Consider the following 22,498-nt stretch of genomic DNA (forward strand, 5'->3'; position numbering starts at 1 on the left):
CGGCCGAAGCAGGCACAGATATGTCGTTCTGCGGTACTCCCAACCGCCAGCAACTGCAAGGCTACCGGCGGCCGCTTTCGTTCGTTTATGAGATATTTTGCGGAAATGCCGAGGAATGGTGAACCAAGACTCAAAACAGAGTGTTTAGAAGTTAATTCTGTACCGGCTTGCGGGCGTTCACGACATCCAGCAGGATTTCTGCCGCGCGTTCACCTGGTGAACGTTCGGTGTGCAGGCGCTGCTGGACCAGCGCGTAACCTTCCAGCATGGCGCGGCGCTGGGTGGTGTCGGAAGATAAGCGCTCCAGCCACCGCACCATGGAACCTGGACGCACCACCTCGTTGATATATTCCGGCACAACCACGTAATCGGCGATCAGGTTCGGAAGCGCGCCTGTCCAGGTTTTGATACGTTTGCTGAGCATCGTAAACAGCCAGTCGGTCTTGTAGACCGAAACGGTTGGCACACCGGCCAGTGCCAGTTCCAGAATGACCGTGCCGGATGCGGCAATGGCGGCATCTGCCTTGGCAAAGGACGACCATTTGAAATCGCTCTCGGCACTGATGGTCAGCTTGATGTTTTGCGGCCAGTTGGCGGCAAACTGCCGGACCAGCGCTTCGCGTCTCTTGACGGTCGGCAGCACAAATTCCGTATCGCCGTTGCGCTCGACATAGGACTGCGCAGCCTGCGCAAATGCAGGCATCAGCTTGGAAATTTCGGCAGATCGTGAGCCGGGTAACAAAAGCACGGTTCTTGTCTGGTCCGCCCCTGTCTCCAGCCTCTGATTGCGCTCATTGCGCGCCGCGAGCAGGTTGGGTTCAACGCTCAGGCGATGGCCGACAAAGGTGGTTTTGGGGCCGCCAAGGCGCTGCATGACCTCAGGCTCAAACGGCAATACCGCCAGCACATGGTCAACATAGGCCAACATCGCCTGCGCGCGGTATTCCTTCCACGCCCAAACGCTTGGGCAGACGTAATTGACCACAGGCAGGGATGGTAGAGCGGCGCGCACGCGTTTTGCCACGCGGTGGGTAAAATCGGGACTGTCGATGATCAGCAGGACATCGGGTTTTGCCGCAATAATCGCATTGGCCGTCTGCTTGATGCGCGACAGAAGTTTTGGCAGCTTGGCCAGCACCTGCGTGAAACCCATGATCGACAGTTCGGAAAAGTCGAACAGCGAGGTCAGGCCTTCCGCCTCAAGTGCGTCACCGCCAACACCCACCAGTTCAATCGTGCCGGGATATAGTAATTTGAGGGCGCGGATCAGGTCGGCGCCCAACAGGTCGCCCGAGACTTCACCGGCGATGACGCCAACCTTGAGTGTATCGTTCATCCCCTAAAGTCTCCGCCCAGCGACATATCGATGCCGCATACAAATATGCCTGCCTGATCGGCATCTCTCAACATGGTTTCGCGGTCGAGAACCAGCGAACGTCCCGCCTCCACCGCAATACCGGCAAGACCGGCCTTGGCAGCATTGGCAATGGTCGATGGACCGATGGTTGGCAGATCGGCGCGTATATCCTGCTGCGGTTTGCACAGCTTGACCAGCACGCCCTTGCGACGCTGCGAGATACGGCCATTGGCACGCAAGTGCGCCACACGCTCCAGCATGGCATCCGTGCCTTCAACACCCTCCAGCGCCACGATACGGCCACCAACGGAGACAGCACCCTGCCCCACATCCAACAGACCAATGGTCTTGGCGGCATGCATGGCTTTACTGATATCGTCCTGATCGGCCTTGTCAGGCGCCCTCGCACCCATTGGGCCAGTCACGGCCAGCAGGCCGGGCACGATCTCATGGGCGCCCAGCACGCGGCAGCCCTGCGCCTCGATGAGTTTCATCACCATTTGCAGCACGGCGTCATCGCCCTTCGCCAGAAGGGTTTTGATGACGGACGGAATTTTCAGGAGAGATTTGAGGTTGGGATGGATTTCACGCCATTCCGGACGACGTTTTACGCCGCCCGACAGCACGACACGGCCGATGCCGTTGTTTTTGAAAATTCGCTCAAGGCCTGCGAGATCACCGACGCCGATAATCTCGCTTTCATAGCCATCCCAGTTCAGATCGGCTTCATTCTTCAGGCGCACGATGAAGGGGCTTTCCCCTTCATCGACGGCTGCCTTCGCCACATAATGGGGCAGCAGACCGCTTCCTGCGATAATGGCCAGCCGATCACCGCTTGCCACGGTTATTTGCCTCTGAAAGGTGACGACAGGGCCCGGTCGCTATCCGCGCCGATAAAATCAAGAATTTCGATGACCTGCGGGCAATCCAGATATTCATCACGGATGGCGGCCGCATTGGCACGTGCGGAGCCCTCGCCTTCGAAGATCGCCTTGTAGGCACGACGACCGCGGTGCACTTCGGAACGTTCAACGCCCGAGCGGGTCATGCCAACGACGTTGAGGCCGCTGAGCACGCCGGGGTTACCGTTCAGCATGCCATAGGGAATGACATCATAGCTGACCGCCGAGAGACCGCCGATAAACGCCTGTCTGCCAATGCGGGTAAACTGGTGCACGGCGCTGCCGCCGCCCAGAATGGCGCGGTCACCAACGGTAACGTGGCCAGCCAGCATGACATTGTTGGACAGGATGATGTTGTTGCCCAGACGGCAATCATGCGCGACGTGCGAATAGGCCAGGAACAGATTGTTGTCGCCAACGATCGTGGTGCCGCCATGTTCCACCGTACCGGTGTTCATGGTCACACCTTCGCGGATCGTGCAGTTTTCGCCAATCACCAGTGTCGTATCAACGGCGCTGTGATGGGCACTTTGCGAATCGCCGCCAATCACCGCTGACGGCCAAATTACGGTACCCTTGCCGACCGTGGTTCTGCCGAGAACCACGACATGGCTCACCAGCTGCACGTTATCACCCAGCACAACTTTCGGGCCTACATGGCAAAATGGTCCGATGGACACATTTTCACCGATGACGGCTCCATCTTCGATGAATGACATCGGATGAATTTTGGCTGAAGCGGCAATAACACTCATTGCTGGCCCTCTGGCACCATCATCGCGCCGATGTCGGCTTCAGCAACCAGAACGCCATCAACCTTGGCATCGCAATGAAACTTCCAGACATTGCCGCGCTGCTTCTGCTTGACGACATGGAACTCCACGCGGTCACCCGGCACAACCGGCTTGCGGAAACGGGCATTGTCGATGGTCATGAAATAGACCAGGTTGCCGCCGCCGCCCTGCTTGCGCGAGCAGATCGCACCTGCGGTCTGGGCCATGGCTTCCACCAGCAGAACACCTGGCATGATCGGCTGGTCAGGGAAGTGACCGGTAAAATGTGGCTCGTTGACCGTCACGTTCTTGATGCCGATGGCGGAGTTGTCGCCATCAATCTGCACAATGCGGTCAATCAGCAAAAACGGATAACGGTGCGGCAAAAGCCGCATGATTTCCTTGATATCCGCGGATCCAAGCGTAATCCCCTCGCCATCAGCCATTTTTTTCTCCTGTTTTTTTATCTCTTTCATCCGCCCGGGCCAAAAGCTCGGCCATATCACGCAGATATTGTTTCATAGGGCGTGCGGGTGCGCCGCCGTAACGAGCACCGGCCGGTACATCAGCCATAACACCGCTCATCGCAGCAATCTGCACGCCGTCTCCAATAGAAATATGACCATTGATGCCTGCGGCACCACCGATCATCACGCCGTCACCGATACGGGTGCTGCCGGCAATGCCAACCTTGCTGACGATGCCGCAATGGCGGCCGATACGCACGTTGTGGCCAATCTGGACCTGATTGTCGATCTTGGTCCCTTCACCAATCACCGTGTCATCCATGGTGCCACGGTCTATAGTGGTGTTGGCGCCCACCTCAACATGGTCCTGAATGATAACGCGGCCAACCTGAACGATCTTCAACATGCCGCGCGGGCCCGGTGCGTAACCGAAACCGTCCTGGCCGATACGCGCACCATTGTGCAAAATGACATTGTTGCCAATCAGGGCGGCCAGAACGCTGGCGCCTGCGGCAATCGTGCAGTTGCGACCGATTTTGACATCAGAGCCGATGATGGCGCCTGCACCGATTCGGGTACCGGCACCAATATTGGCGCGCGCGCCGATAACGGCCATCGGCTCGACAATTACGCCCTCTTCCAATCGTGCAGTCGGATCGACATGCGCGGCAGGCGAAATATCGCCAACAACGTCGACAACCGGCGACGGCTGCATGGCAATGGGATGCAGGATTGCACCGGCATTGGCAAAGGCCGTGTGGGGCACCTTGGTCAAAAGAGCAGGAATATGTGCGGGAATGAGGCTTTTCAGCGCGACATCACAAATGATGGCTGCAGCATTGCATGTTTCAAGCTCGGCCCGGTTCTTGCGCGACAGGATGTAACAGACCTGATCAGGCGCAGCACGGTAAACCGGAGCTACCGAACGAACGATACGTTCACCCTCGTTCGGTTCCGAGAGTTCCGCCCCAAGCATTTCAGCCAGTTTGGCCAGCTTAATCCCATCATGGGGCGGAAAAAATTCATTATAGTCCATCAACAGGGAACTCCAGAACAGTTCAAACTCGCAGTTCTGGACTGCCGATATCAGAAGTTGTTCGAGATTCCAAACCGGAAACGCTGTTCCTCGTCATAGTCTTCCTTCATGAACGGTACTGCATAGTCAACACGCAGTGGTCCAAAAGGCGATGCCCAGATGATACCGATACCAGCGGAAGCGCGCAGTGCACTGCTTTCACCTTCGGAAGCGTAGCCCGTCTTGTTGCCGTACAGCGTACCAGCGTCGGCATAAACCGCGCCGCGCAGACCGACGTCTTCAGGAATACCCGGCATTGGGAACGTTGCTTCAGCCGAAACGGTGAAGTAGGTCGTGCCGCCAATCGAGTCGCCGTCGATACGTGGACCGATACCGTCGTTTTCGAAGCCGCGGATCTGGCGTCCACCGATCTTGAACTGGTCGAAGACGTACAGATTGTCGCCGGTCGGAACAACGTAACCAGCAGCTGCGGTCAGAGAGCCGATGATGTCGAACTCATCCGAAAGCGTGTGGTAATAACGAGCCTTACCGTAGATCTTGTAGTATTCGGAGTCACCGCCGATACCCGCAAATTCGTTGGTCAACAGCGCCTGCCAACCGGAGCGTGGTGTCTGGCGGTCATCCAGCGTGTTGTAGTTGATCGTGTTGGAAATAACGGACTGGCTCCATTTTCCACCTCTGATCAAATCCTTGTATGGCTCCGCCAAGTTAGATCCAGCTTCCCAATTGCCGTCACCCTCGTACTCGAAGTCCTTGTAGGTGTAGCGGAAGGTTGTTGCCAACTCTTCGGTAATTGGAGCGGTTACGCGAAGCGTGAAGCCCTGTTCCGTGTAATCGTAGTAGTCTTCGCTCGAGCTCTGGCTGCGGAACACGTCGAAACCAGCGGCCAGACGGTAACCGAGGAAATAAGGCTCGGTGAACGAAAGGTTGTAGGTACGGGCGTTGTCTTCACCAGCGCCGACTGCCAGACGAATGAACTGGCCGCGACCGAGGAAGTTCTTTTCTTCAACCGAAGCTTCGAGCAGAACGCCATCCGATTCGGAGTAACCTGCACCGATACCGAACGAACCTGTTGGCTGATCTTCAACATCAACAACGATCACAACGCGGTCAGCAGCGCTGCCCGGAGCTGTGGAAATGTTGACGTTGGCGAAGTAACCAAGAGCTTCAAGACGACGCTTGGCAGCAGTTACAACCTGCTGGTTGAACGCATCGCCTTCGCTGATGTCGAATTCGCGACGGATAACGTAGTCACGTGTACGGGTGTTGCCACGGATTTCGATACGCTCAACATAAGCGCGCTCGCCCTGGTCAACAATGTAAGTCACGCCGATTGTGTTGGTGCCGAAGTTGCGGTCACCACGGGGCGTAACGCGTGCAAACGGATAACCGGCTGCAGCAACACGCTTGGAAATGGATTCCATGCTCTTCTGAACATTGGTGGCGCTGTAATGATTGCCTTCGCGGCTTTCCAGCAGACCCTGCAGTTCGCCGGAGTCAACGCCGTCAACTGTCGATTCGACCGCAACAGGACCGAAGTCGTAACGTGGGCCTTCTTCAACCGTAACGGTGATTGTGTATTCGTTGGACTGTTCGTCCAGAACGGCTTCAGACGAAACAACGCGGAAGTCAGCATAACCACGGTCGTAGTAGAACTGACGCAGTGTTTCTTCGTCGGTGCGCAACTTGTCTTCGCTGTAAACGTCCTTACGGGTCAGGAACGACAGCATGTTGGACTTCTTGGTCGACAGAACGGCTGCGAGGCGGCCGTCGCTGTAAGCCTTGTTACCAACGAAATCGATGCGTGCAATCTTGGTGCGCTCGCCTTCGTTGATCACGAATGCGAGGTTAACGCGGCCTTCGCCAACCGTTACCGTCTGCGTCGTGACTTCAACGTCGCTACGACCGATTGCAGAATAAGCCTGCTTGATACGCTCGATATCAGCGGTTACCAGCGAAGGATCGTAAGGGCCGAGCGGCTGGGTCTGCACGACGCCAGACAGCTTGTCATCCTTGATCTTGCGGTTACCGTTGAAAACAACCTGGTTGACCAGCTGGTTTTCGCTGACAGTCACAACCAGTGTGCTGCCGGAAACGCTCATACTGACGCCAGAGAAGTAACCCGTCGCGTAAAGACGCTTTACGGATTCGTCGATATCAGCGTTGGAAAAGTTCTTGCCGGGTTGGATCGTGATGTTGGAACGAACGGCATCAGCCCCTGCCCGTTCAGCGCCACGCACATCCACTCTGTTAATAACAGCAGCGTTAGCAACACCCGAAGAAGCAAGCACTCCCACGCCCACAACCGAAGCAACACCAGCAGATAGCGCAACCGCCGATACCGCGTTCAAAAATCTTGAACCAGCCTTCATTTTCACTTCTTACCTTTTCCCGTTGTCCCTCAGCGGGCAGAACCCGACTCCGGCCATCTGCGTCGTTTTACCTGCTTTTCCTCTACAAGCAAGCGCCAACGTTAATTTCTGTTTACTTCGTCGCTTCGCGTGACCAAATCGCCACGACGGCGTGAAAACATAGTAAACAATCGACTAACAAAACTACTTAAATACGCACCTTACCCGAGCAAGCTGCTGATATCATTCCATGTCGCAAATACCATAAGGCTGAAAATCATGGCAAGCCCTATCCTAAACGCAACTTCCTGTGCGCCAGCACCCAATGGCCGCCCCCGCACTGCCTCGACCGCATAGAATACTAAGTGGCCGCCGTCCAGAACCGGAACAGGCATAAGGTTAAGCAAGCCTATCGAAACCGACAGGACCGCCGCCAACTGGATAACTGCAGAAACACCTAGAGTTGCCATCTGGCCCGAAGCTTGTGCGACCCGCACAGGACCGCCCAATTGATCGGGTTTCATGCGACCCATGACAAGATTACCGATGTAGCGGAATGTACCGGTGACGATCTGTCCGGTCTCGCGCACGCCCTCACCCAGCGCCTCGATTGGCGTATAGGTAATATGGCGGAAATTGCCGCTATCCTGGTTGGTTACGATGCCAATGATGCCCAATTCGATCTTGTTGCCAAACTGGTCAGTCGTGTCGGTGCGCTCCGGCACCATCTTCAAAACCTGCTGCTGGCCACCACGCTCGATCGTCACATCGACCTGCGAACCCGGACGAATGCTGATGTAGCGACGCACATCTTCGAAGGTTGCAACGCGGTTGCCATCAAGCGCGATAAGGCGGTCACCTGGCAAGACACCGGCGACGGCCGCGGCACTGTTTTCGCGCACTTCAGCCACGACAGGATCAGCAACCGTGCGACCGTAAATCCCGAACATGACGGCAAAGATCGCGATGGCGAGAATGAAGTTGGCGATGGGACCGGCGGCAACAGTCGCCGCTCTTTTCCACAGTTTTGCGCCGGCCAGCGTCTGGCCGCGCTCTTCCAGCGACATTCTGGACAGGCCATCGCTGTCCGGTTTGCTGGCTGCGTCTTCATCGCCGAAGAATTTTACATAGCCGCCAAGCGGAATTGCGCAGAGTTTCCAGCGCGTGCCGTGCTTGTCGGTATAACCGAGAAGTTCCGGGCCGAAACCGACGGCAAAGGCGGTTACACGCACACCAGACCAGCGACCGACAAGGTAGTGGCCCATCTCATGCACGAACACCAGAACCGTGAGCACGAGGATGAACGGAACAATATAGCCCCCGAGGAAACCCAGCACCGACATCAGCACACTCATCATAACTTCCGTTCTTCACACGATTGCGAAATATCTGCGAATCAAAAGCCCAGCAGAAGCCCACCAGTCGAACCGGGTGCGTAACCGGTGTAGGCGGCATGGACAACCGCGATTACAAATACGGTAAAGCAGGCGAAAACAAGTCCGTCAACCCGGTCCATAACCCCGCCATGGCCAGGGATCAGATGGCTGGAATCCTTCACGCCAAAACGGCGCTTGATAAATGATTCGAACAGATCACCGATCTGACTGAAGGCAGACAAGACCACGGCCAGCAAAATGACGCTGAAACTCAGCTCGCCCTTATAGGCAAAGGCCACGATACCACCGGCAATAACGGCAGAAACCGTACCACCAATTGCACCTGACCAGGTCTTGCCGGGCGAGATGGATGGCGCAAGCTTTGGACCGCCAATCGCCCTGCCCACGAAGTAGGCCAGAATGTCGGTTCCCCAGACAACCGCAAAGATGAACAGCATCGACACGAGGCCGGGGAAATCATCGCCACGGATGGCTGCCAGCGAAATGCCGCTGAGGCCGGCGTAAACGATGCCGCCAACCAGCCACCAGTTCTTGCCACGCAGAATGGGGAAAATCGTCGCCGTGAGGGTGAAACCGCACAACAATGGCAGATCGAGAGACGGTTCACCAAACAGCGTATTGCCGGCAATGACGGCAATGGCAAACCAGCCCCAGGAATAACCGGCAGGATTGGTTTCACCGAGCTTGGTGATCTTGGTCCACTCATAATAGATCAACAGGGCAATAGCCGCCGCCACGAAACGGAAGATCATTCCGCCGTTCCATGTTGCGAACAGAATGACCCCAGCCATGACCAATGCGGAAACGATCCGCAGCTTGAGTTCACGGCTCATCAGGCACCAGCCACAGCAGCCTGCGCTGTCAACCCGCCAAAGCGGCGGTCACGCAATCTGTACTGCTCTAGGGCTGCCATGAAGTGATGGCGATCAAAGTCTGGCCAGAAGTCCGGCACAAACACCAGTTCGGAATAAGCGGCCTGCCACAGAAGGAAGTTGGACAGACGCTCCTCGCCGCTGGTACGAATAATCAGGTCCGGGTCTGGAATACCGGCCGTATCCAGCCGTGCAGAGATGCTGTCGGGGGTAATGTCGGCGGGAGACAGAAGTCCCGCAGCAACATCCCGCGCCATGCCAGCGACAGCACGCGCAATTTCATCGCGCGAGCCGTAATTAAACGCAATCACCAGCGTCAGCGCGGTGTTATTGCGTGTGGTTTCCTCAGCCTCCAGCAACAGAGACTTGATGTCCGAACCGAGATTTGTGCGCTCACCAATCACCCGAACGCGCACGTTCGAGCGATGCAGGTCAGCCAGGTCGCGGCGGATGAACGCCTTCAGGAGCCCCAGGAGATCATTGATCTCGGCTTCCGGACGGCGCCAGTTTTCAGAGGAAAAGGCAAACAGGGTCAGATACCTGATGCCATAATCAGCAGATGCACGCACAACTTCGCGCACAGCCTCAACGCCTCGCTTGTGTCCCATGACACGAGGAAGGCCACGTTGCTTTGCCCAGCGTCCATTACCATCCATAATGATGGCAACATGCTCGGGAATAGAAGAACTATCAACGTTTGGCATGGGGATCCAAGTCAACAAAAACGGACACGAAAAGCATTAAGACTGCAGTGTAACGAGGCTGTAAATACGCCATCAAACCTGCATGATTTCCTTTTCCTTTTCAGAAAGCAAGCGGTCGATATCCGTAATGGTATCATCCGTCATTTTCTGCACCTTTTCAGAAAGCGAACGGCTCTCGTCCTGGCCGATGTCGCCATCCTTTTCGGCTTTTTTCAGGTCGTCCATGCCGTCACGGCGAACGTGGCGAATAGCGACCTTGGACTTTTCCGCATAATCATGCGCGACCTTGACGAGCGACTTGCGGCGCTCTTCGTTCAGTTCCGGCAGAGGAATACGCAGGTTCTGACCGTCAACAATCGGGTTCAGGCCGAGGTTGGATTCGCGGATGGCGCGGTCAACAGCACCAACCATGGTCTTGTCCCAGATGGACACGCCAAGCATGCGTGATTCTGGAACGGTAATGTTGGCCACCTGATTGAGCGGAACACGCGAACCATAGGCATCAACTGTTACCGGATCAAGAATGTTGGCCGAAGCACGGCCCGTCCGCAGGGACGCGATATCGCTCTTGAATGCGTTAATTGCGCCATCCATACGACGCTTGATGTCATTGAGGTCAACACCACTCATTTTTCACTCCATCTTTTTCAGGCAGCAAAGGCAAAATTCCAGGAAACGGAATCACCTCATACTGATTATTTATCGTGCACGATGGTCTTGCGGCCGCCGCCGGTCAATATCTGTGCAAAACCGCCCTTCTCGTGGATCGAGAAGACGATGATCGGAATATGGTTCTCACGGGCCAGAGCAACGGCTGCAACGTCCATGACTGCCAAGCCCTTGGCAAGAACCTCGGAATGCGTCAGCTCGTCAAAGCGGGTCGCATCCGGAACCTTCTTCGGATCGGCAGAATAAATGCCGTCCACCTGCGTGCCCTTGAAAATGGCCTGTGCGCCCATTTCCGCTGCGCGCAGTGCAGCAGCCGAGTCGGTGGTGAAGAACGGGTTGCCTGTGCCACCGGCAAAGATCACAACGCGGCCAAGCGACAGGTGGTAGAGCGTCGCACGCTGCGAGAAGCTCTCACAGATCTCAGGCATGGCAATGGCCGACAACACAACGGTGTCGATATCGAGCTTGCGCAGCGATGTCGCCAGCGCCAGCGCGTTGATGACGGTTGCCAGCATGCCCATATGGTCGCCGGTGACGCGGTCACCACCCTTGGACGCCACGGCCACGCCGCGGAAAATATTGCCGCCGCCGACCACGACGCCAACCTCGACACCCATAGCGCGGGCCTCGGCAATATCAGAAGCAATACGGTCGACGATATTCACGTCAATACCGAACCCCTGATCCCCCATCAGGGCTTCGCCAGACGCTTTGAGAAGAACACGGTTATAAAGCGGTTTGGGAGACATTGTTGATCCTTCGCAATCTATCCGAAACGCCGATACACGAAGGGCACCGCGTTGTCACGCGATGCCCTCAGCTTTTTCACTGTTTGGTGAAGAGGCAATCAGCCTTTTGCAGCCGCTGCAACTTCAGCAGCGAAGTCGCTTTCTTCCTTTTCGACGCCTTCGCCGAGCAGAAGACGAACCATACCGGTTACTTCGATGGAAGCGCCAGCGAGCTTTTCAGCGTCCTTGACAGCCTGGCCAACGGTGATGTCCGGGTTAACAACGAAAGCCTGCGACAGAAGAGCAACTTCTTCGAAGAACTTGCGCATACGGCCTTCAACCATCTTTTCGATGATGGCTTCTGGCTTGCCGGATTCACGGGCCTGCTCGATGAATACGTTGCGCTCGCGCTCTGCAACAGCAGCGTCAACTTCTTCAGAACGGATAGCAAGCGGGTTGGTTGCAGCAATGTGCATGGCAACCTGACGGCCAACAGAGTTCAGAACTTCCTTGTCGCCAACAGACTTCAGAGCAACCAGAACGCCCAGCTTGCCGATGCCGTCGCCAGCAGCGTTGTGGATGTAGGTTGCAACAACGCCGTGCTCAACTTCAAGAGCAGCCGAACGACGCAGGGTCATGTTTTCGCCAATGGTCGCGATAGCGTCCTTGAGCGAGTCGGAAACAGACTTGCCAGTTGCAGGGTAGTTGGCGGAAGCAACTGCCTCAACAGTGCCATCGGTTGTCAGAGCAACCTGCGCAATACCGCGAACGATGTCCTGGAAGGCATCGTTACGGGCAACGAAGTCGGTTTCAGAGTTAACTTCAACGACAACAGCCTTGTGGCCGATCGTTGCAATGCCAACGAGACCTTCAGCAGCGGTACGGCCAGACTTCTTGTCAGCCTTGGCGATACCCTTGGCGCGCAGCCAATCGATAGCGGCTTCCATGTCGCCATTGGTTTCGGCCAGAGCCTTTTTGCAATCCATCATGCCTGCGCCGGACTTCTCGCGCAGTTCCTTTACCATTGCGGCTGTGATTTCAGTCATTGTGTGCCTCTTGTCGCTTCAGTCGGTCAACCGGCGGAATCACGCGGCACCGACGCCAAGTTTTGGAACGAATGTCCCGGTATTATGACAGCGTGATGAAAAACCCATCACGAAACTTTATCAGCTCGCCCTGCCCCGAAAACTCAAAGGACAGAGCGGGCTTAAACAAACAAGGCCGTCGACCTGACGGTCAGAAACGGCCCTGCGCATCCTGATTGTGAAAGGCGACCCTAGGGTCGCCCAACGGCCTTAATATCAGGCGCCTGCTTCGTCTTCGAGAGCTGGCTCAACTGGCAGCTCCTCGGAAGCGCCGAGGTCACGGCCCGAAGCGCCCTGCTGGCGTGCGATGCCATCGATGGCAGCGCGAGCGATCAGATCGCAGTACAGCGCGATTGCGCGGGAAGCGTCGTCGTTACCTGGGATCGGGAAGTCGATGCTGTCTGGATCGCAGTTGGAGTCGATGATTGCAACAACCGGAATACCAAGACGCTTGGCTTCTTCGATTGCGATCTTTTCCTTGTTGGTGTCGATGATGAACATCAGGTCTGGGGTGCCGCCCATATCGCGGATACCGCCGAGAGCCTTGTCGAGCTTTTCGCGCTCGCGCTCAAGGTTCAGACGCTCTTTCTTGTTGTAGCCAGAGCCTTCCGAATTCAGGATCTCGTCGAGCTTGCGAAGACGCTGGATCGAGTTGGAGATCGTCTTCCAGTTGGTCATCATACCACCGAGCCAACGCGAGTTGACGTAGTACTGAGCCGAACGCTTTGCGCTGTCTGCGATGATGTCGGAAGCCTGACGCTTCGTACCAACGAACAGAACGCGGCCGCCACGAGCAACGGTGTCGGACACGACCTGAAGGGCGCGCGACAGCATCGGAACGGTCTGAGCCAGGTCGATGATGTGAATGTTGTTACGATCGCCGAAGATGTACGGCTTCATTTTCGGGTTCCAGCGGTGTGTCTGGTGACCGAAGTGAATGCCTGCTTCCAAAAGCTGGCGCATAGAAAAATCTGGCAATGCCATGCCTGTAACTCCTTTTCCGGTTTAACCCCCGCGAAGCGAACAGCACTGTTTTAAAGAGTGCCACCGGGCGGAACGAACCGGATTTCTCCCGGAACATCCCAAGCTTCGCGTGTGGAATGGTGTGGCGCATACCGCCGCTTTACGAAAAAAGCAAGCGAATAAGAGAGAATTTTGACACAACAGGCGCCTGAACTGCGTTTGTTACACGCTTTTCAGGCACGCCCATGTCATTTCTGGGTTTGCTTGTCGCAGGAAGCCGTTTCGAGAATATCGAGCTTTTTCAGCTTGCCGGTCAAAACAAAGTCACCGTAATCGAGAACCAGATCACGGGTGATGCCGTTTTCATAGAGCTTGAACGACATACGGTAGATCGGCAGCGCATCCGTGCCGCTCTTGTCATTGAAATAGGCAATGGTCACAGGCCAGAACGGCGCCTTGGAAAACTGGCCCGCCTCGCCTGCTTCCTTGTCATCAGAGACAGGTGTCTGCGATTTGCCGACCAGCGTCGAGGTTATCAGGCTTTCATCGCCATTGTCGGAACCGTCAAAAATACGTGATTCGAACATGCGCTTGCCGGCGCGGGCATTGTCGATGACCTGCAGCATGTGTTCGGTCGGGAAGTCGCTGGCCACCAGATCGACCTTGCGGCTGTCGGGCCGCACCAGATCGACAACCGTGCCGGCGTCCGATTCGGCTGCCGAGCCGCCGACTTCCTTGTCCAGCTTATCGTCGGTGAACGATTTGGTGTCGAAGGTGAACTTTTTTGCGGCCGCGTCTTCAAACGTCGTCGTCTGCTGGTCGGTCATGCGCACGGCATCGCCGGTATTGATCTGGGTGACGAAACGGAAATCGGTTTTGTATCCCTGACATGCAGAGCCGGTAAACTCGTAGACCATGCGGCCGGACATGTCTTCAATGCCGGAACGATCGGTGGAATCGCGCAGTTCGAGATCATAAACCGCACGGTGGGCAATCAGGCCTGTCGCAGCAGTGCCAGGTATTGCTTGCGCCGCGCCTGCAATGGAGCCTGAAAGGCTGGCGACGAAAACAAACGCAATGTTGCGAACTAACATTCAATATCTCCTGTTGGACTCATCGCCCATATTGTAGAAAGCATGCGCCCGTCGCTTGGGATCGTCCATCCTGAATGCCGGATTCTTGTTCGTTTTACAACAAAACCGCGAGTCAAAAATGTCTGATGTCATTGAAGGGCGCCTTAAAGAGCTTGGTTATACACTGCCAGTTGCTGCGGCACCTGCGGCAAACTACGTTCCTTTCGCCATCAGCGGCAATCTTCTTTATGTCTCGGGGCAATTGCCCATGGAATCAGGCAAGATTGCGGTGACCGGTCATGTGGGCCAAGATGTCGACGTGGCAGGCGCCCAACGCGCCGCAGAACTGTGCGCCGTCAATATCATCGCACAGGTCAAAGCCGCCCTTGATGGAGACCTTTCCAAAGTACGCCGCGTGGTCAAGCTGACCGGCTTCGTGGCCTCGGTTCCGGAATTTGTAGAACAGCACCTTGTCATCAACGGGGCTTCCAACCTCATTGGCCATGTTTTCGGTGAAGCGGGCCAGCATGCCCGCGCCGCCGTTGGCGTTGCTTCCCTGCCCTTCAATGCTGCCGTCGAGATCGACGCAATCGTGGAAATAGACGTATGACCGTAAAGCTTGCCTTTTTGACAGCCCAGCCCGTCGCCCATCGCGGCTATCATGACATGAACCATCAGGTGTGGGAAAACACGCTGTCCGCCTTCAGCCGTGCCATCGAGGCCGGTTTTGCCATTGAGTGCGACGTGCAACTGGCAGCAGACAGTGTTCCCGTTGTTTTCCATGATGACGATATGGAGCGCCTGACCGGCATGAAGGGCGATGTGCGCGAAAAGACCTCCGCCGAGCTTGGTCTGTTGTCGGTCGGCCAAACAAAGGACCGTATTCCAACCCTGAAACAGTTGTTGAAGCTTTGCGCCGGCAAGGTGCCGCTGGTCATCGAACTGAAGGGGCGTGAAGGCGAAGGCGTGGATGACGGTTTTGCCGAAGCCGTGCTGGAAGACCTCGAGGGTTACCAGGGCCCGGTTGCGCTGATGAGCTTTGACCACCACCTGCTGAAGGACCTGAAAAGGGCCGGTTCACCATGGCCAATCGGCCTGACAGCGGAAGGTGACAAACCGGAAGAGTTTTTCCGTCATGACGAGGCGATGCAGATCGGCATCGATTTCATCTCCTATCACTACGGTCATTTGCCCAACAGCTTCATCGAGGCGCAGCGCAAATTGAGCATTCCGGTAATTACCTGGACAGTAAGGGATGAAAATGCCCGTGCGATTACCTATAAATATGCAGACCAGATGACATTCGAGGGATTTGACCCTCGCGGTTCTGACCCAAGAGAGAGCCAGTCGGCAAACGCATGAGCGAAGAATACTCCATCCGCATTGAACAATCCTTTGGCGATATCGACCCGGAAGACTGGAACAGGCTTTCCGGCGCGTCGAAAACAATGCGGATGGAACCTTATAATCCGTTCGTCTCCCATGCCTTTCTATCGGCCATGGAACAGTCCGGATCAGCCACCGCAGAAACCGGCTGGCTTGGCCACCATATGCTGCTGGAGCGCGGCGACGGCGTTCTCGTTGGCGCCATCCCCGCTTATCTCAAGAACCACAGCAAGGGCGAATATGTGTTCGACCATGGCTGGGCCGATGCTTTCGAGCGGGCTGGCGGCCACTATTATCCCAAGCTGCAATGTTCAGTGCCGTTCACGCCGGCAACCGGCCCGCGCCTGCTGACGGCAGGTGATGTCGATGCTGCCCGCTTCCGGCCGGTACTGGCCTCGGGTCTTCGTCAGGTCACGGAAAAGATTGGCGTTTCCTCCGCCCATGTCACCTTCACACCGGATGGTGACACACAGGCTCTGACGGATGCAGGTTTTCTGCATCGCACCGACCAGCAGTTCCATTTCATCAATAGTGGGTTCCGCGACCATGCGGATTTTCTGGATGCGCTGTCGTCGCGCAAGCGCAAGGATTTGAGGAAAGAACGCAAGGCAGCGCTGGATAACGGCATCAGCATCGACTGGCTAACCGGCAGCGACCTGACCGAGGAAATCTGGGACCAGTTCTATACCTTCTACATGGATACCGGCAGCCGCAAATGGGGACGCCCCTATTTGACCCGCAGCTTCTATTCGCTGATTGGCGAACGCATGGCGGATGACATCCTGCTTGTCATGGCCAAACGCGACGGGCGTTATGTGGCTGGCGCCATCAACTTCATCGGCTCCGATGCGCTGTATGGCCGCCATTGGGGCTGCATTGAAGACCACCCCTATCTGCATTTTGAGGTCTGTTACCATCAGGCCATCGATTTTGCGCTGTCGCGCGGCCTGCAGCGGGTTGAGGCCGGCGCGCAGGGCGAACACAAGCTGGCGCGCGGTTATACGCCGGTTACCACCCATTCGGCGCATTTCATTGCCCATGCCGGTCTGCGCAACGCCATTTCCGCCTATCTCGAACGAGAGCGCGAGGAAGTGGAGCAGATCAGCGACTATCTTGACGACCACAGCCCATTCCGCAAAGGCGAACGGCAGGAGTGAACCTTTAATCTCCAGACCGTCTATTGCCCTTTACTTCATGAGGAGAGCTTCCAATGACCACCGGTTATGACGACAACAACATCTTTGCAAAAATCCTGCGTGGCGAAATTCCCTGCCACAAGGTTTACGAGGATGACGACACGCTGGCCTTCATGGATGTGATGCCGCAGGCACCGGGTCACCTGCTGGTGATACCAAAGACCGGTTCGCGCAATCTGTTCGATGCGGACCCTGCCGTGCTGGCAAAGACCCTGCCTGTCGTGCAAAAACTCGCCAATGCCGCCAAGGAGGCCTTTGATGCGGATGGCGTTTACGTCGCGCAGTTCAATGAGCCGGCGGCCGGACAGACCGTGTTCCATCTGCATTTCCACGTCGTGCCTCGCAAGGAAGGCGAGCCGTTGAAGCCTCATTCCGGCACGATGGAGGATGGCGCTGTATTGGCTGCCAATGCACAGAAGGTGCGCGACGCATTGTAATCATCTCGGCGCATATCAATGCGTCTGACAGAAAAACGAAAAGGCAGCTTCCCCCGGGGTAAGCTGCCTTTTTCATGCGTGCTATCACGTTCAGAAACCGATGAACAGCAACCCTGCGGTCAACAGCAGGATCGACACTGCCACACCCACCAGCACGCGCTGGCCCAAAAGCAGGAAAGCTGCAAAACCGATGCTGGCCGCACCAATGCGCAACCACATCGGCGTTTGCTCCAGCGTGCCGGTTGGAAACACGATCAGCTTGGCTGTCACGGCCATGACAAGAGCGGTGGCAACCGCCCTCACCCAGTACAGCGCCTCAGAGCCCTCTTTCAGCCTGTTGCCAGCAATCACGCCAAGCCAGCGCCAGATGTCGGTGGCGAGCCAGCCGGCAACGGCAATCAACAGATAAGGCCACCAACCTTCCAGGGCGATCATGGTTCGATCTCCCCGTGTTGCGACTGGATCTTGCGGCGAAACCACCAGCGGTCAATGAAATAAGCCAGCGTGCCGCCACCCAGCCCGGCATAGATGATATCGAATTCCGGTTCGATCATCGCAAAGAGCGGGCCGGCGATCAGGCCGATGATAAAGGCGACCTTGACCACCGAATGGGTGGCAGACGCCCAGATGGAGGCCACGAAGTAGACCGGCGTCATGAAAAACAGCACGCCCGCCACCAGCGGCGGAAAGGACGCAACGATGCCGAAGGACACTGCCACGATCAGCGTGTTGACCAGCGTCAGCGTGATGGCAAAACCGGCAAACCATGACACACGAAACGGACGTGGCACGGAATTGATGTTCTGGGTGGTGAACACCCAAGCGGTAATTGCCACGAAATGCGACAGAAACAGCAAAAGCCAGGTGGGTGTGCGTGAGGTTTTCAGGTCCGGCACAATGGAGGCGACCATCGGCATCATGCGCACGGAAGACAATGTCACCGCCAGGAAACATGCCGCCAGATTGGCGCCACCCAACATCGAACCGATCAGGATCATCTTGGCTGGCAAGGCCCAGACGGTAAAGGTCATGAACACAGCCTGTTCACGGGTAAAACCGGATTCCAGGGCAAAGGCGCTAAAGCCAATGAAGGACGCCATGAGGATCATGGCGGGCAAGGAGAATATCCCCTTCATTCCCTTGGCAAACCACAGGGCATGCGTACCCTGATTTACTTCCGCAGACATTGTCACGCTTTCATGGATCACAACCTGCTGCGCGCAGGTCAAAAAATGGTGGCCCGAATGTTTTGTGAACAGTGCCGGGCACATATAAAAAGTGCCGGGTTTTACCCGGCACTTCGTTGATTACAAGCTGTCGCTTATTTCTTCTTTGGCACCTTCGGCACCGTGTTGGCCTTGCGTGGTGCCTTGGTTTCAGACTTTGCCTTTTCCGGCTCATCCACGACCAGAACCTCGGTTTCCGCCTGCTCGGCCTTGGCCGTTTTGCTGGCAGCCTTGACCTTTGTCTTGGCTGCCTTGGCAGCTTTCAACTCGGCTTCCGGCTTTGGCTTGACCGGTGCGGTTTCTGGATGAGATTCCAGAACCAGACCGTCCTTGCCATCGTCCTTCTTGCCGACGGTCACGGTAACGACACCGCCCTTTTTCAGCTTGCCGAACAGGATCTCATTGGCCAGAGGCTTCTTGATATGTTCCTGAATGACGCGGCTGAGCGGACGTGCGCCCATCTTTTCGTCGTAACCACGCTCTGCAAGCCAGGCAATCGCATCCTCATGCAGGTCGAAAGTGACGTTACGCTCGGAAAGCTGGCTTTCCAGCTGCATAACGAACTTCTGAACCACGCGGTGGATAACGGTGGTTGGCAGCGGCGAGAACGGAATGATCGCATCCAGACGGTTGCGGAATTCCGGTGTGAACAGGCGGTTCAATGCCTCTTCATCCTCACCCGAACGCTTGGACGAACCGAAACCGATTGCCGACTTGGCCATTTCCGATGCGCCCGCATTGGTCGTCATGATCAGAATGACGTTGCGGAAGTCGATCTTCTTGCCGTTGTGGTCGGTCAGCGAGCCGTGGTCCATAACCTGCAACAGGATGTTGTAGATATCCGGATGGGCCTTTTCGATTTCGTCCAGCAGCACGACGCAATGCGGATGCTGATCAACGCCATCGGTCAACAGACCACCCTGGTCGAAACCGACATAGCCGGGAGGTGCGCCAAGCAACCGCGAAACGGTGTGACGTTCCATATATTCCGACATGTCGAAGCGCAGCATCTCCACACCGAGCGACGCAGCAAGCTGCTTGGCAACCTCGGTCTTGCCCACGCCCGTCGGGCCGGAGAAGACATAGGAGCCGATCGGCTTGTTGGGTTCGCGCAAGCCCGCACGGGCCAGCTTGATGGCCGTGGACAGAGCTTCAATCGCCGTATCCTGACCGTAAACGACCGACAGCAGCTCCTTTTCAAGGTTGGCGAGAACCATCTCGTCGTCCTTGGAAACGGTTTTCGCCGGAATACGGGCCATGGTGGCAATCGTAACCTCAATCTCCTTTTCGGTGATCAGCTTGCGACGACGCGACGCTGGCAGCAACATCTGTGCGGCACCGGTTTCATCGATCACGTCAATTGCCTTATCCGGCAGCTTGCGGTCGGAAATGTAACGTGCCGACAGCTCAACCGCCGCCTTGATGGCTTCATTGGTATAACGAAGATGATGGTAATCTTCGAAATATGGCTTGAGGCCCTTCATGATCTCGATGGCATCATCGATCGATGGCTCATTGACGTCGATCTTCTGGAAGCGACGAACCAAGGCCCGGTCCTTTTCGAAGAACTGGCGATATTCCTTGTAGGTCGTCGAACCGATGCAGCGGATGGAACCGGAGGACAAGGCTGGCTTCAACAGGTTTGAAGCATCCATTGCGCCGCCGGAGGTCGCACCGGCACCGATAACCGTGTGGATTTCGTCGATGAACAGCACCGCACCAGGAAACTCTTCGAGTTCCTTGACGACCTGCTTCAAACGTTCCTCAAAGTCACCGCGGTAACGTGTGCCCGCCAGAAGCGTGCCCATGTCGAGCGAGAAGATCGTGTCGTTGCGCAGTGCTTCCGGCACCTTGCCTTCCACGATACGCTTGGCCAAACCTTCGGCAATCGCCGTTTTACCGACGCCAGGATCACCCACATAAAGCGGGTTGTTCTTGGAGCGACGGCACAGGATCTGAATGGTCCTGTTGACCTCTTCGTGGCGGCCGATCAGCGGATCGATCTTGCCGACCTTGGCCTTTTCATTGAGGTTGACGCAGTAAGCCTTCAAGGCATCCTGCTGCTTCTTCGGACCGGCATCCTCGTCACTGCGCGGAGCCTTGTTTTCCGGTTCGCCGTCTTCGGACCCACGCGGTGTTCTGGTCTGGGACGTGCCCGGACGTTTGCCGATACCGTGCGAGATGTAGTTGACCGCATCGTAACGGGTCATCTCCTGCTCCTGCAGGAAGTAAGCGGCGTGGCTTTCACGCTCGGCAAAGATCGCAACAAGCACGTTGGCGCCTGTTACCTCTTCCCGGCCAGACGACTGGACGTGAATGACCGCACGCTGGATGACGCGCTGGAAACCGGATGTCGGTTTGGAATCCTCATCATAACCCGTGACGAGGTTGGACAGTTCATTATCGATATAGTCGCCGACGGTCTTGCGCAGAACGTCCAGATTGACGTTGCACGCACCCATAACGGCTGCTGCGTCTGCATCGTCGATCAGTGCCAGAAGCAGGTGTTCAAGAGTTGCATATTCATGATGACGCTCGTTGGCAAAGGTCAATGCCTGATGCAGCGCCTTCTCAAGACTTGGGGAAAAAGTTGGCACGTTGCGATCCTCATTTCTTTTCCATGACGCATTGCAGCGGATGCTGATGCTGTCGGGCGAAATCCATGACCTGACTTACTTTCGTCTCGGCGACTTCATATGTAAAGACACCACATTCACCGACCCCATGCTGATGGACGTGCAACATGATACGCGTTGCCGCTTCGCGGTCTTTCTGGAAAAAGCGCTCCAGAATATGGATCACGAATTCCATTGGCGTATAGTCGTCGTTCAAAAGCAAAACCCGGTAGAGATTTGGTTTTTTGGTTTTGGGCTTAGTGCGGGTGATAACCGATGTTCCGCGGTTGGTACCGCCTTCACCATCATTGTCACCTTCACCCTGCATGTAGATCGGCTTAGCGATCATGTTTCATCATTCTCCAAATCAATTCCGGTGGGGAGATCATATCGGAAATCAAATCCCTTCCCCACTTATTTAAGTGTTCAGATTGCGATTTTAAGCCCCTTTGACGCAACCGTAAAATCAAATGAATTTACTTGCAGTTTTACGAACACCATCGCAAAGGGCATAAAGTTCAGTATTTCAGTAGATAAGCCCCTGCCGCAAGGCACTGGCAACGGCATGTTCTACCGAAGAAGCATCCAGCTTTCGGCAAATGGAATTCATCAGATATTGAACTGTGCGTGTGGAAAGACCAAGATTTCCGGCCACATGCGCCACACGATTTCCTTCGGAGACTGCATGAAGCACCTGCTTTTCCAGAGATGTCATCGTGGTTTCAGTGTTGTCCTGCGGCCTGAACACCAAAGACAGGCGTTCATGCATCTGGATCATCAACAAATTAAGTTGATCAAGCTCGTCACGTTCCGGCCTTTTTCGAGCGCCAGCAAAGCCGACGATACGAATCTTGTCCCACAGGCCAAAGCCTGGAAAATTCACACCCATGGTCAGCCGTGATTCCGTAAACAGCTTAACGGCCGCATCGCTCAACATGGCGCGCTTGCTGTATTCCTCCATAAACCACGGCACAGGCATAAGCCGCGACAGAGAATCAATGAAGATCTTGTCTTCGAAGTCAGGCACGGTTGCCTTCAACCGTGACAGAAACAGATCCGTGAAATTGGAAAACCGGTGCGATTCTTCAAAGGCCAAGCCGCTCGCCTTCGGTCGGTCGAACACATAATAGGCGCGGAAACCAAACAGCCACTGTACGTCGGAAAGCACCTTCGCGGCCTGTTCAGCTGACGATACCCGGTTGGTTCTCAGTACGATATCTGCCCAGTCAGTGCTGCCTATCGTCAAGATATCACGCGGCCT

At 55.9% G+C, this 22,498-nt stretch carries 23 protein-coding genes; 4 read left to right on the top strand and 19 right to left on the bottom strand.

Translation table 11 applies throughout. The annotated features are described in order from the left end of the window. Nucleotides 1-151: 151 nt before the first annotated feature. The 14 genes from lpxB to HGO37_RS06340 form a co-directional block, all read right to left on the bottom strand. Complete coding sequence (gene lpxB / locus HGO37_RS06275; RefSeq protein WP_250982623.1) at nt 152-1,336, bottom strand: lipid-A-disaccharide synthase; 1,185 nt, start codon at nt 1,334-1,336, stop codon at nt 152-154. Continuing rightward, a complete protein-coding gene (locus HGO37_RS06280; protein WP_250982624.1) occupies nt 1,333-2,199 on the bottom strand; it encodes an LpxI family protein in 867 nt (288 codons plus the stop codon). Before HGO37_RS06280 ends, lpxB begins: the two co-directional genes overlap by 4 nt. Nucleotides 2,200-2,201: 2 nt before the next feature. Next, nucleotides 2,202-3,014 carry an acyl-ACP--UDP-N-acetylglucosamine O-acyltransferase gene (gene lpxA, locus HGO37_RS06285; RefSeq protein WP_250982625.1) on the bottom strand — a complete coding sequence of 271 codons (813 nt, stop codon included), beginning with the start codon at nt 3,012-3,014 and terminating at the stop codon, nt 2,202-2,204. Next, nucleotides 3,011-3,478 carry a 3-hydroxyacyl-ACP dehydratase FabZ gene (fabZ, locus tag HGO37_RS06290; RefSeq protein ID WP_192487780.1) on the bottom strand — a complete coding sequence of 156 codons (468 nt, stop codon included), beginning with the start codon at nt 3,476-3,478 and terminating at the stop codon, nt 3,011-3,013. The genes lpxA and fabZ overlap by 4 nt, the downstream gene beginning before the upstream one ends. Beyond that, complete coding sequence (gene lpxD, locus HGO37_RS06295; RefSeq protein ID WP_250982626.1) at nt 3,471-4,535, bottom strand: UDP-3-O-(3-hydroxymyristoyl)glucosamine N-acyltransferase; 1,065 nt, start codon at nt 4,533-4,535, stop codon at nt 3,471-3,473. Before lpxD ends, fabZ begins: the two co-directional genes overlap by 8 nt. Before the next feature lie 50 nt (nt 4,536-4,585). Continuing rightward, entirely contained in the window at nt 4,586-6,907 is a 2,322-nt protein-coding gene (gene bamA, locus HGO37_RS06300) for an outer membrane protein assembly factor BamA (RefSeq protein ID WP_250982627.1), read from the bottom strand. Nucleotides 6,908-7,107: 200 nt separating this feature from the next. Next, a complete protein-coding gene (rseP, locus tag HGO37_RS06305; protein ID WP_502941400.1) occupies nt 7,108-8,241 on the bottom strand; it encodes an RIP metalloprotease RseP in 1,134 nt (377 codons plus the stop codon). Between the two features lie 41 nt (nt 8,242-8,282). Continuing rightward, nucleotides 8,283-9,116 (bottom strand): phosphatidate cytidylyltransferase, encoded by an 834-nt coding sequence (locus HGO37_RS06310; RefSeq protein ID WP_250982628.1) that lies wholly within the window; start codon nt 9,114-9,116, stop codon nt 8,283-8,285. Next, entirely contained in the window at nt 9,116-9,859 is a 744-nt protein-coding gene (locus HGO37_RS06315) for an isoprenyl transferase (RefSeq protein WP_250982629.1), read from the bottom strand. The genes HGO37_RS06310 and HGO37_RS06315 overlap by 1 nt, the downstream gene beginning before the upstream one ends. Before the next feature lie 72 nt (nt 9,860-9,931). Beyond that, a complete protein-coding gene (gene frr / locus HGO37_RS06320) occupies nt 9,932-10,489 on the bottom strand; it encodes a ribosome recycling factor (protein ID WP_192487775.1) in 558 nt (185 codons plus the stop codon). 65 nt (nt 10,490-10,554) lie between these two features. After that, entirely contained in the window at nt 10,555-11,277 is a 723-nt protein-coding gene (gene pyrH / locus HGO37_RS06325) for a UMP kinase (protein ID WP_192487774.1), read from the bottom strand. A 98-nt stretch (nt 11,278-11,375) separates the two neighbouring features. Then, the gene (tsf, locus tag HGO37_RS06330; protein ID WP_250982630.1) at nt 11,376-12,302 is read right to left on the bottom strand and encodes a translation elongation factor Ts; all 927 of its coding nucleotides are present in this window, start codon (nt 12,300-12,302) and stop codon (nt 11,376-11,378) included. Nucleotides 12,303-12,557: 255 nt separating this feature from the next. Further along, entirely contained in the window at nt 12,558-13,325 is a 768-nt protein-coding gene (gene rpsB, locus HGO37_RS06335) for a 30S ribosomal protein S2 (protein WP_192487772.1), read from the bottom strand. 227 nt (nt 13,326-13,552) lie between these two features. Beyond that, nucleotides 13,553-14,398 (bottom strand): cell envelope integrity EipB family protein, encoded by an 846-nt coding sequence (locus tag HGO37_RS06340; RefSeq protein ID WP_192487771.1) that lies wholly within the window; start codon nt 14,396-14,398, stop codon nt 13,553-13,555. 118 nt (nt 14,399-14,516) lie between these two features. Between HGO37_RS06340 and HGO37_RS06345 the strand changes: the two genes are divergently transcribed. From HGO37_RS06345 to HGO37_RS06360, 4 genes are read left to right on the top strand one after another with little or no spacing between them, the layout of a single operon-like run. Beyond that, entirely contained in the window at nt 14,517-14,987 is a 471-nt protein-coding gene (locus tag HGO37_RS06345; protein WP_250982631.1) for a RidA family protein, read from the top strand. Beyond that, on the top strand, nt 14,984-15,739 hold the full coding sequence (locus HGO37_RS06350) for a glycerophosphodiester phosphodiesterase (RefSeq protein ID WP_250982632.1): 756 nt from the start codon (nt 14,984-14,986) through the stop codon (nt 15,737-15,739). Before HGO37_RS06345 ends, HGO37_RS06350 begins: the two co-directional genes overlap by 4 nt. Further along, on the top strand, nt 15,736-16,920 hold the full coding sequence (locus HGO37_RS06355; protein ID WP_250982633.1) for a GNAT family N-acetyltransferase: 1,185 nt from the start codon (nt 15,736-15,738) through the stop codon (nt 16,918-16,920). Before HGO37_RS06350 ends, HGO37_RS06355 begins: the two co-directional genes overlap by 4 nt. 53 nt (nt 16,921-16,973) lie before the next feature. Beyond that, nucleotides 16,974-17,396, top strand: coding sequence for an HIT family protein (locus tag HGO37_RS06360; RefSeq protein WP_192487767.1), 423 nt, complete (start codon nt 16,974-16,976; stop codon nt 17,394-17,396). A gap of 90 nt (nt 17,397-17,486) precedes the next feature. Here the strand turns inward: HGO37_RS06360 and HGO37_RS06365 are convergent, their stop codons facing one another. The 5 genes from HGO37_RS06365 to HGO37_RS06385 form a co-directional block, all read right to left on the bottom strand. Further along, nucleotides 17,487-17,828 carry an AzlD domain-containing protein gene (locus HGO37_RS06365; RefSeq protein WP_250983223.1) on the bottom strand — a complete coding sequence of 114 codons (342 nt, stop codon included), beginning with the start codon at nt 17,826-17,828 and terminating at the stop codon, nt 17,487-17,489. Then, the gene (locus HGO37_RS06370; protein WP_250982634.1) at nt 17,828-18,583 is read right to left on the bottom strand and encodes an AzlC family ABC transporter permease; all 756 of its coding nucleotides are present in this window, start codon (nt 18,581-18,583) and stop codon (nt 17,828-17,830) included. Before HGO37_RS06370 ends, HGO37_RS06365 begins: the two co-directional genes overlap by 1 nt. Before the next feature lie 134 nt (nt 18,584-18,717). Continuing rightward, a complete protein-coding gene (gene clpA / locus HGO37_RS06375) occupies nt 18,718-21,219 on the bottom strand; it encodes an ATP-dependent Clp protease ATP-binding subunit ClpA (protein WP_250982635.1) in 2,502 nt (833 codons plus the stop codon). 10 nt (nt 21,220-21,229) lie between these two features. Next, nucleotides 21,230-21,586 carry an ATP-dependent Clp protease adapter ClpS gene (gene clpS / locus HGO37_RS06380; protein WP_250982636.1) on the bottom strand — a complete coding sequence of 119 codons (357 nt, stop codon included), beginning with the start codon at nt 21,584-21,586 and terminating at the stop codon, nt 21,230-21,232. 177 nt (nt 21,587-21,763) lie between these two features. Next, a complete protein-coding gene (locus HGO37_RS06385) occupies nt 21,764-22,483 on the bottom strand; it encodes a response regulator transcription factor (RefSeq protein WP_250982637.1) in 720 nt (239 codons plus the stop codon). Between the last annotated feature and the right edge of the window lie 15 nt (nt 22,484-22,498).

The sequence above is a fragment of the Rhizobium sp. CG4 genome (assembly GCF_023701965.1).
In the GTDB taxonomy this organism is placed as follows: Bacteria; Pseudomonadota; Alphaproteobacteria; order Rhizobiales; family Rhizobiaceae; genus Agrobacterium.

Coding starts and splice junctions, on each gene's coding strand:
- lpxB (WP_250982623.1), bottom strand. CDS start 1,336: ATGAACGATACACTCAAGGTTGGCGTCATCGCCGGTGAAGTCTCGGGC.
- lpxA (WP_250982625.1), bottom strand. CDS start 3,014: ATGAGTGTTATTGCCGCTTCAGCCAAAATTCATCCGATGTCATTCATC.
- fabZ (WP_192487780.1), bottom strand. CDS start 3,478: ATGGCTGATGGCGAGGGGATTACGCTTGGATCCGCGGATATCAAGGAA.
- lpxD (WP_250982626.1), bottom strand. CDS start 4,535: ATGGACTATAATGAATTTTTTCCGCCCCATGATGGGATTAAGCTGGCC.
- bamA (WP_250982627.1), bottom strand. CDS start 6,907: ATGAAGGCTGGTTCAAGATTTTTGAACGCGGTATCGGCGGTTGCGCTA.
- rseP (WP_502941400.1), bottom strand. CDS start 8,241: ATGAGTGTGCTGATGTCGGTGCTGGGTTTCCTCGGGGGCTATATTGTT.
- HGO37_RS06310 (WP_250982628.1), bottom strand. CDS start 9,116: ATGAGCCGTGAACTCAAGCTGCGGATCGTTTCCGCATTGGTCATGGCT.
- HGO37_RS06315 (WP_250982629.1), bottom strand. CDS start 9,859: ATGCCAAACGTTGATAGTTCTTCTATTCCCGAGCATGTTGCCATCATT.
- frr (WP_192487775.1), bottom strand. CDS start 10,489: ATGAGTGGTGTTGACCTCAATGACATCAAGCGTCGTATGGATGGCGCA.
- pyrH (WP_192487774.1), bottom strand. CDS start 11,277: ATGTCTCCCAAACCGCTTTATAACCGTGTTCTTCTCAAAGCGTCTGGC.
- tsf (WP_250982630.1), bottom strand. CDS start 12,302: ATGACTGAAATCACAGCCGCAATGGTAAAGGAACTGCGCGAGAAGTCC.
- rpsB (WP_192487772.1), bottom strand. CDS start 13,325: ATGGCATTGCCAGATTTTTCTATGCGCCAGCTTTTGGAAGCAGGCATT.
- HGO37_RS06340 (WP_192487771.1), bottom strand. CDS start 14,398: ATGTTAGTTCGCAACATTGCGTTTGTTTTCGTCGCCAGCCTTTCAGGC.
- HGO37_RS06345 (WP_250982631.1), top strand. CDS start 14,517: ATGTCTGATGTCATTGAAGGGCGCCTTAAAGAGCTTGGTTATACACTG.
- HGO37_RS06350 (WP_250982632.1), top strand. CDS start 14,984: ATGACCGTAAAGCTTGCCTTTTTGACAGCCCAGCCCGTCGCCCATCGC.
- HGO37_RS06355 (WP_250982633.1), top strand. CDS start 15,736: ATGAGCGAAGAATACTCCATCCGCATTGAACAATCCTTTGGCGATATC.
- HGO37_RS06360 (WP_192487767.1), top strand. CDS start 16,974: ATGACCACCGGTTATGACGACAACAACATCTTTGCAAAAATCCTGCGT.
- HGO37_RS06370 (WP_250982634.1), bottom strand. CDS start 18,583: ATGTCTGCGGAAGTAAATCAGGGTACGCATGCCCTGTGGTTTGCCAAG.
- clpS (WP_250982636.1), bottom strand. CDS start 21,586: ATGATCGCTAAGCCGATCTACATGCAGGGTGAAGGTGACAATGATGGT.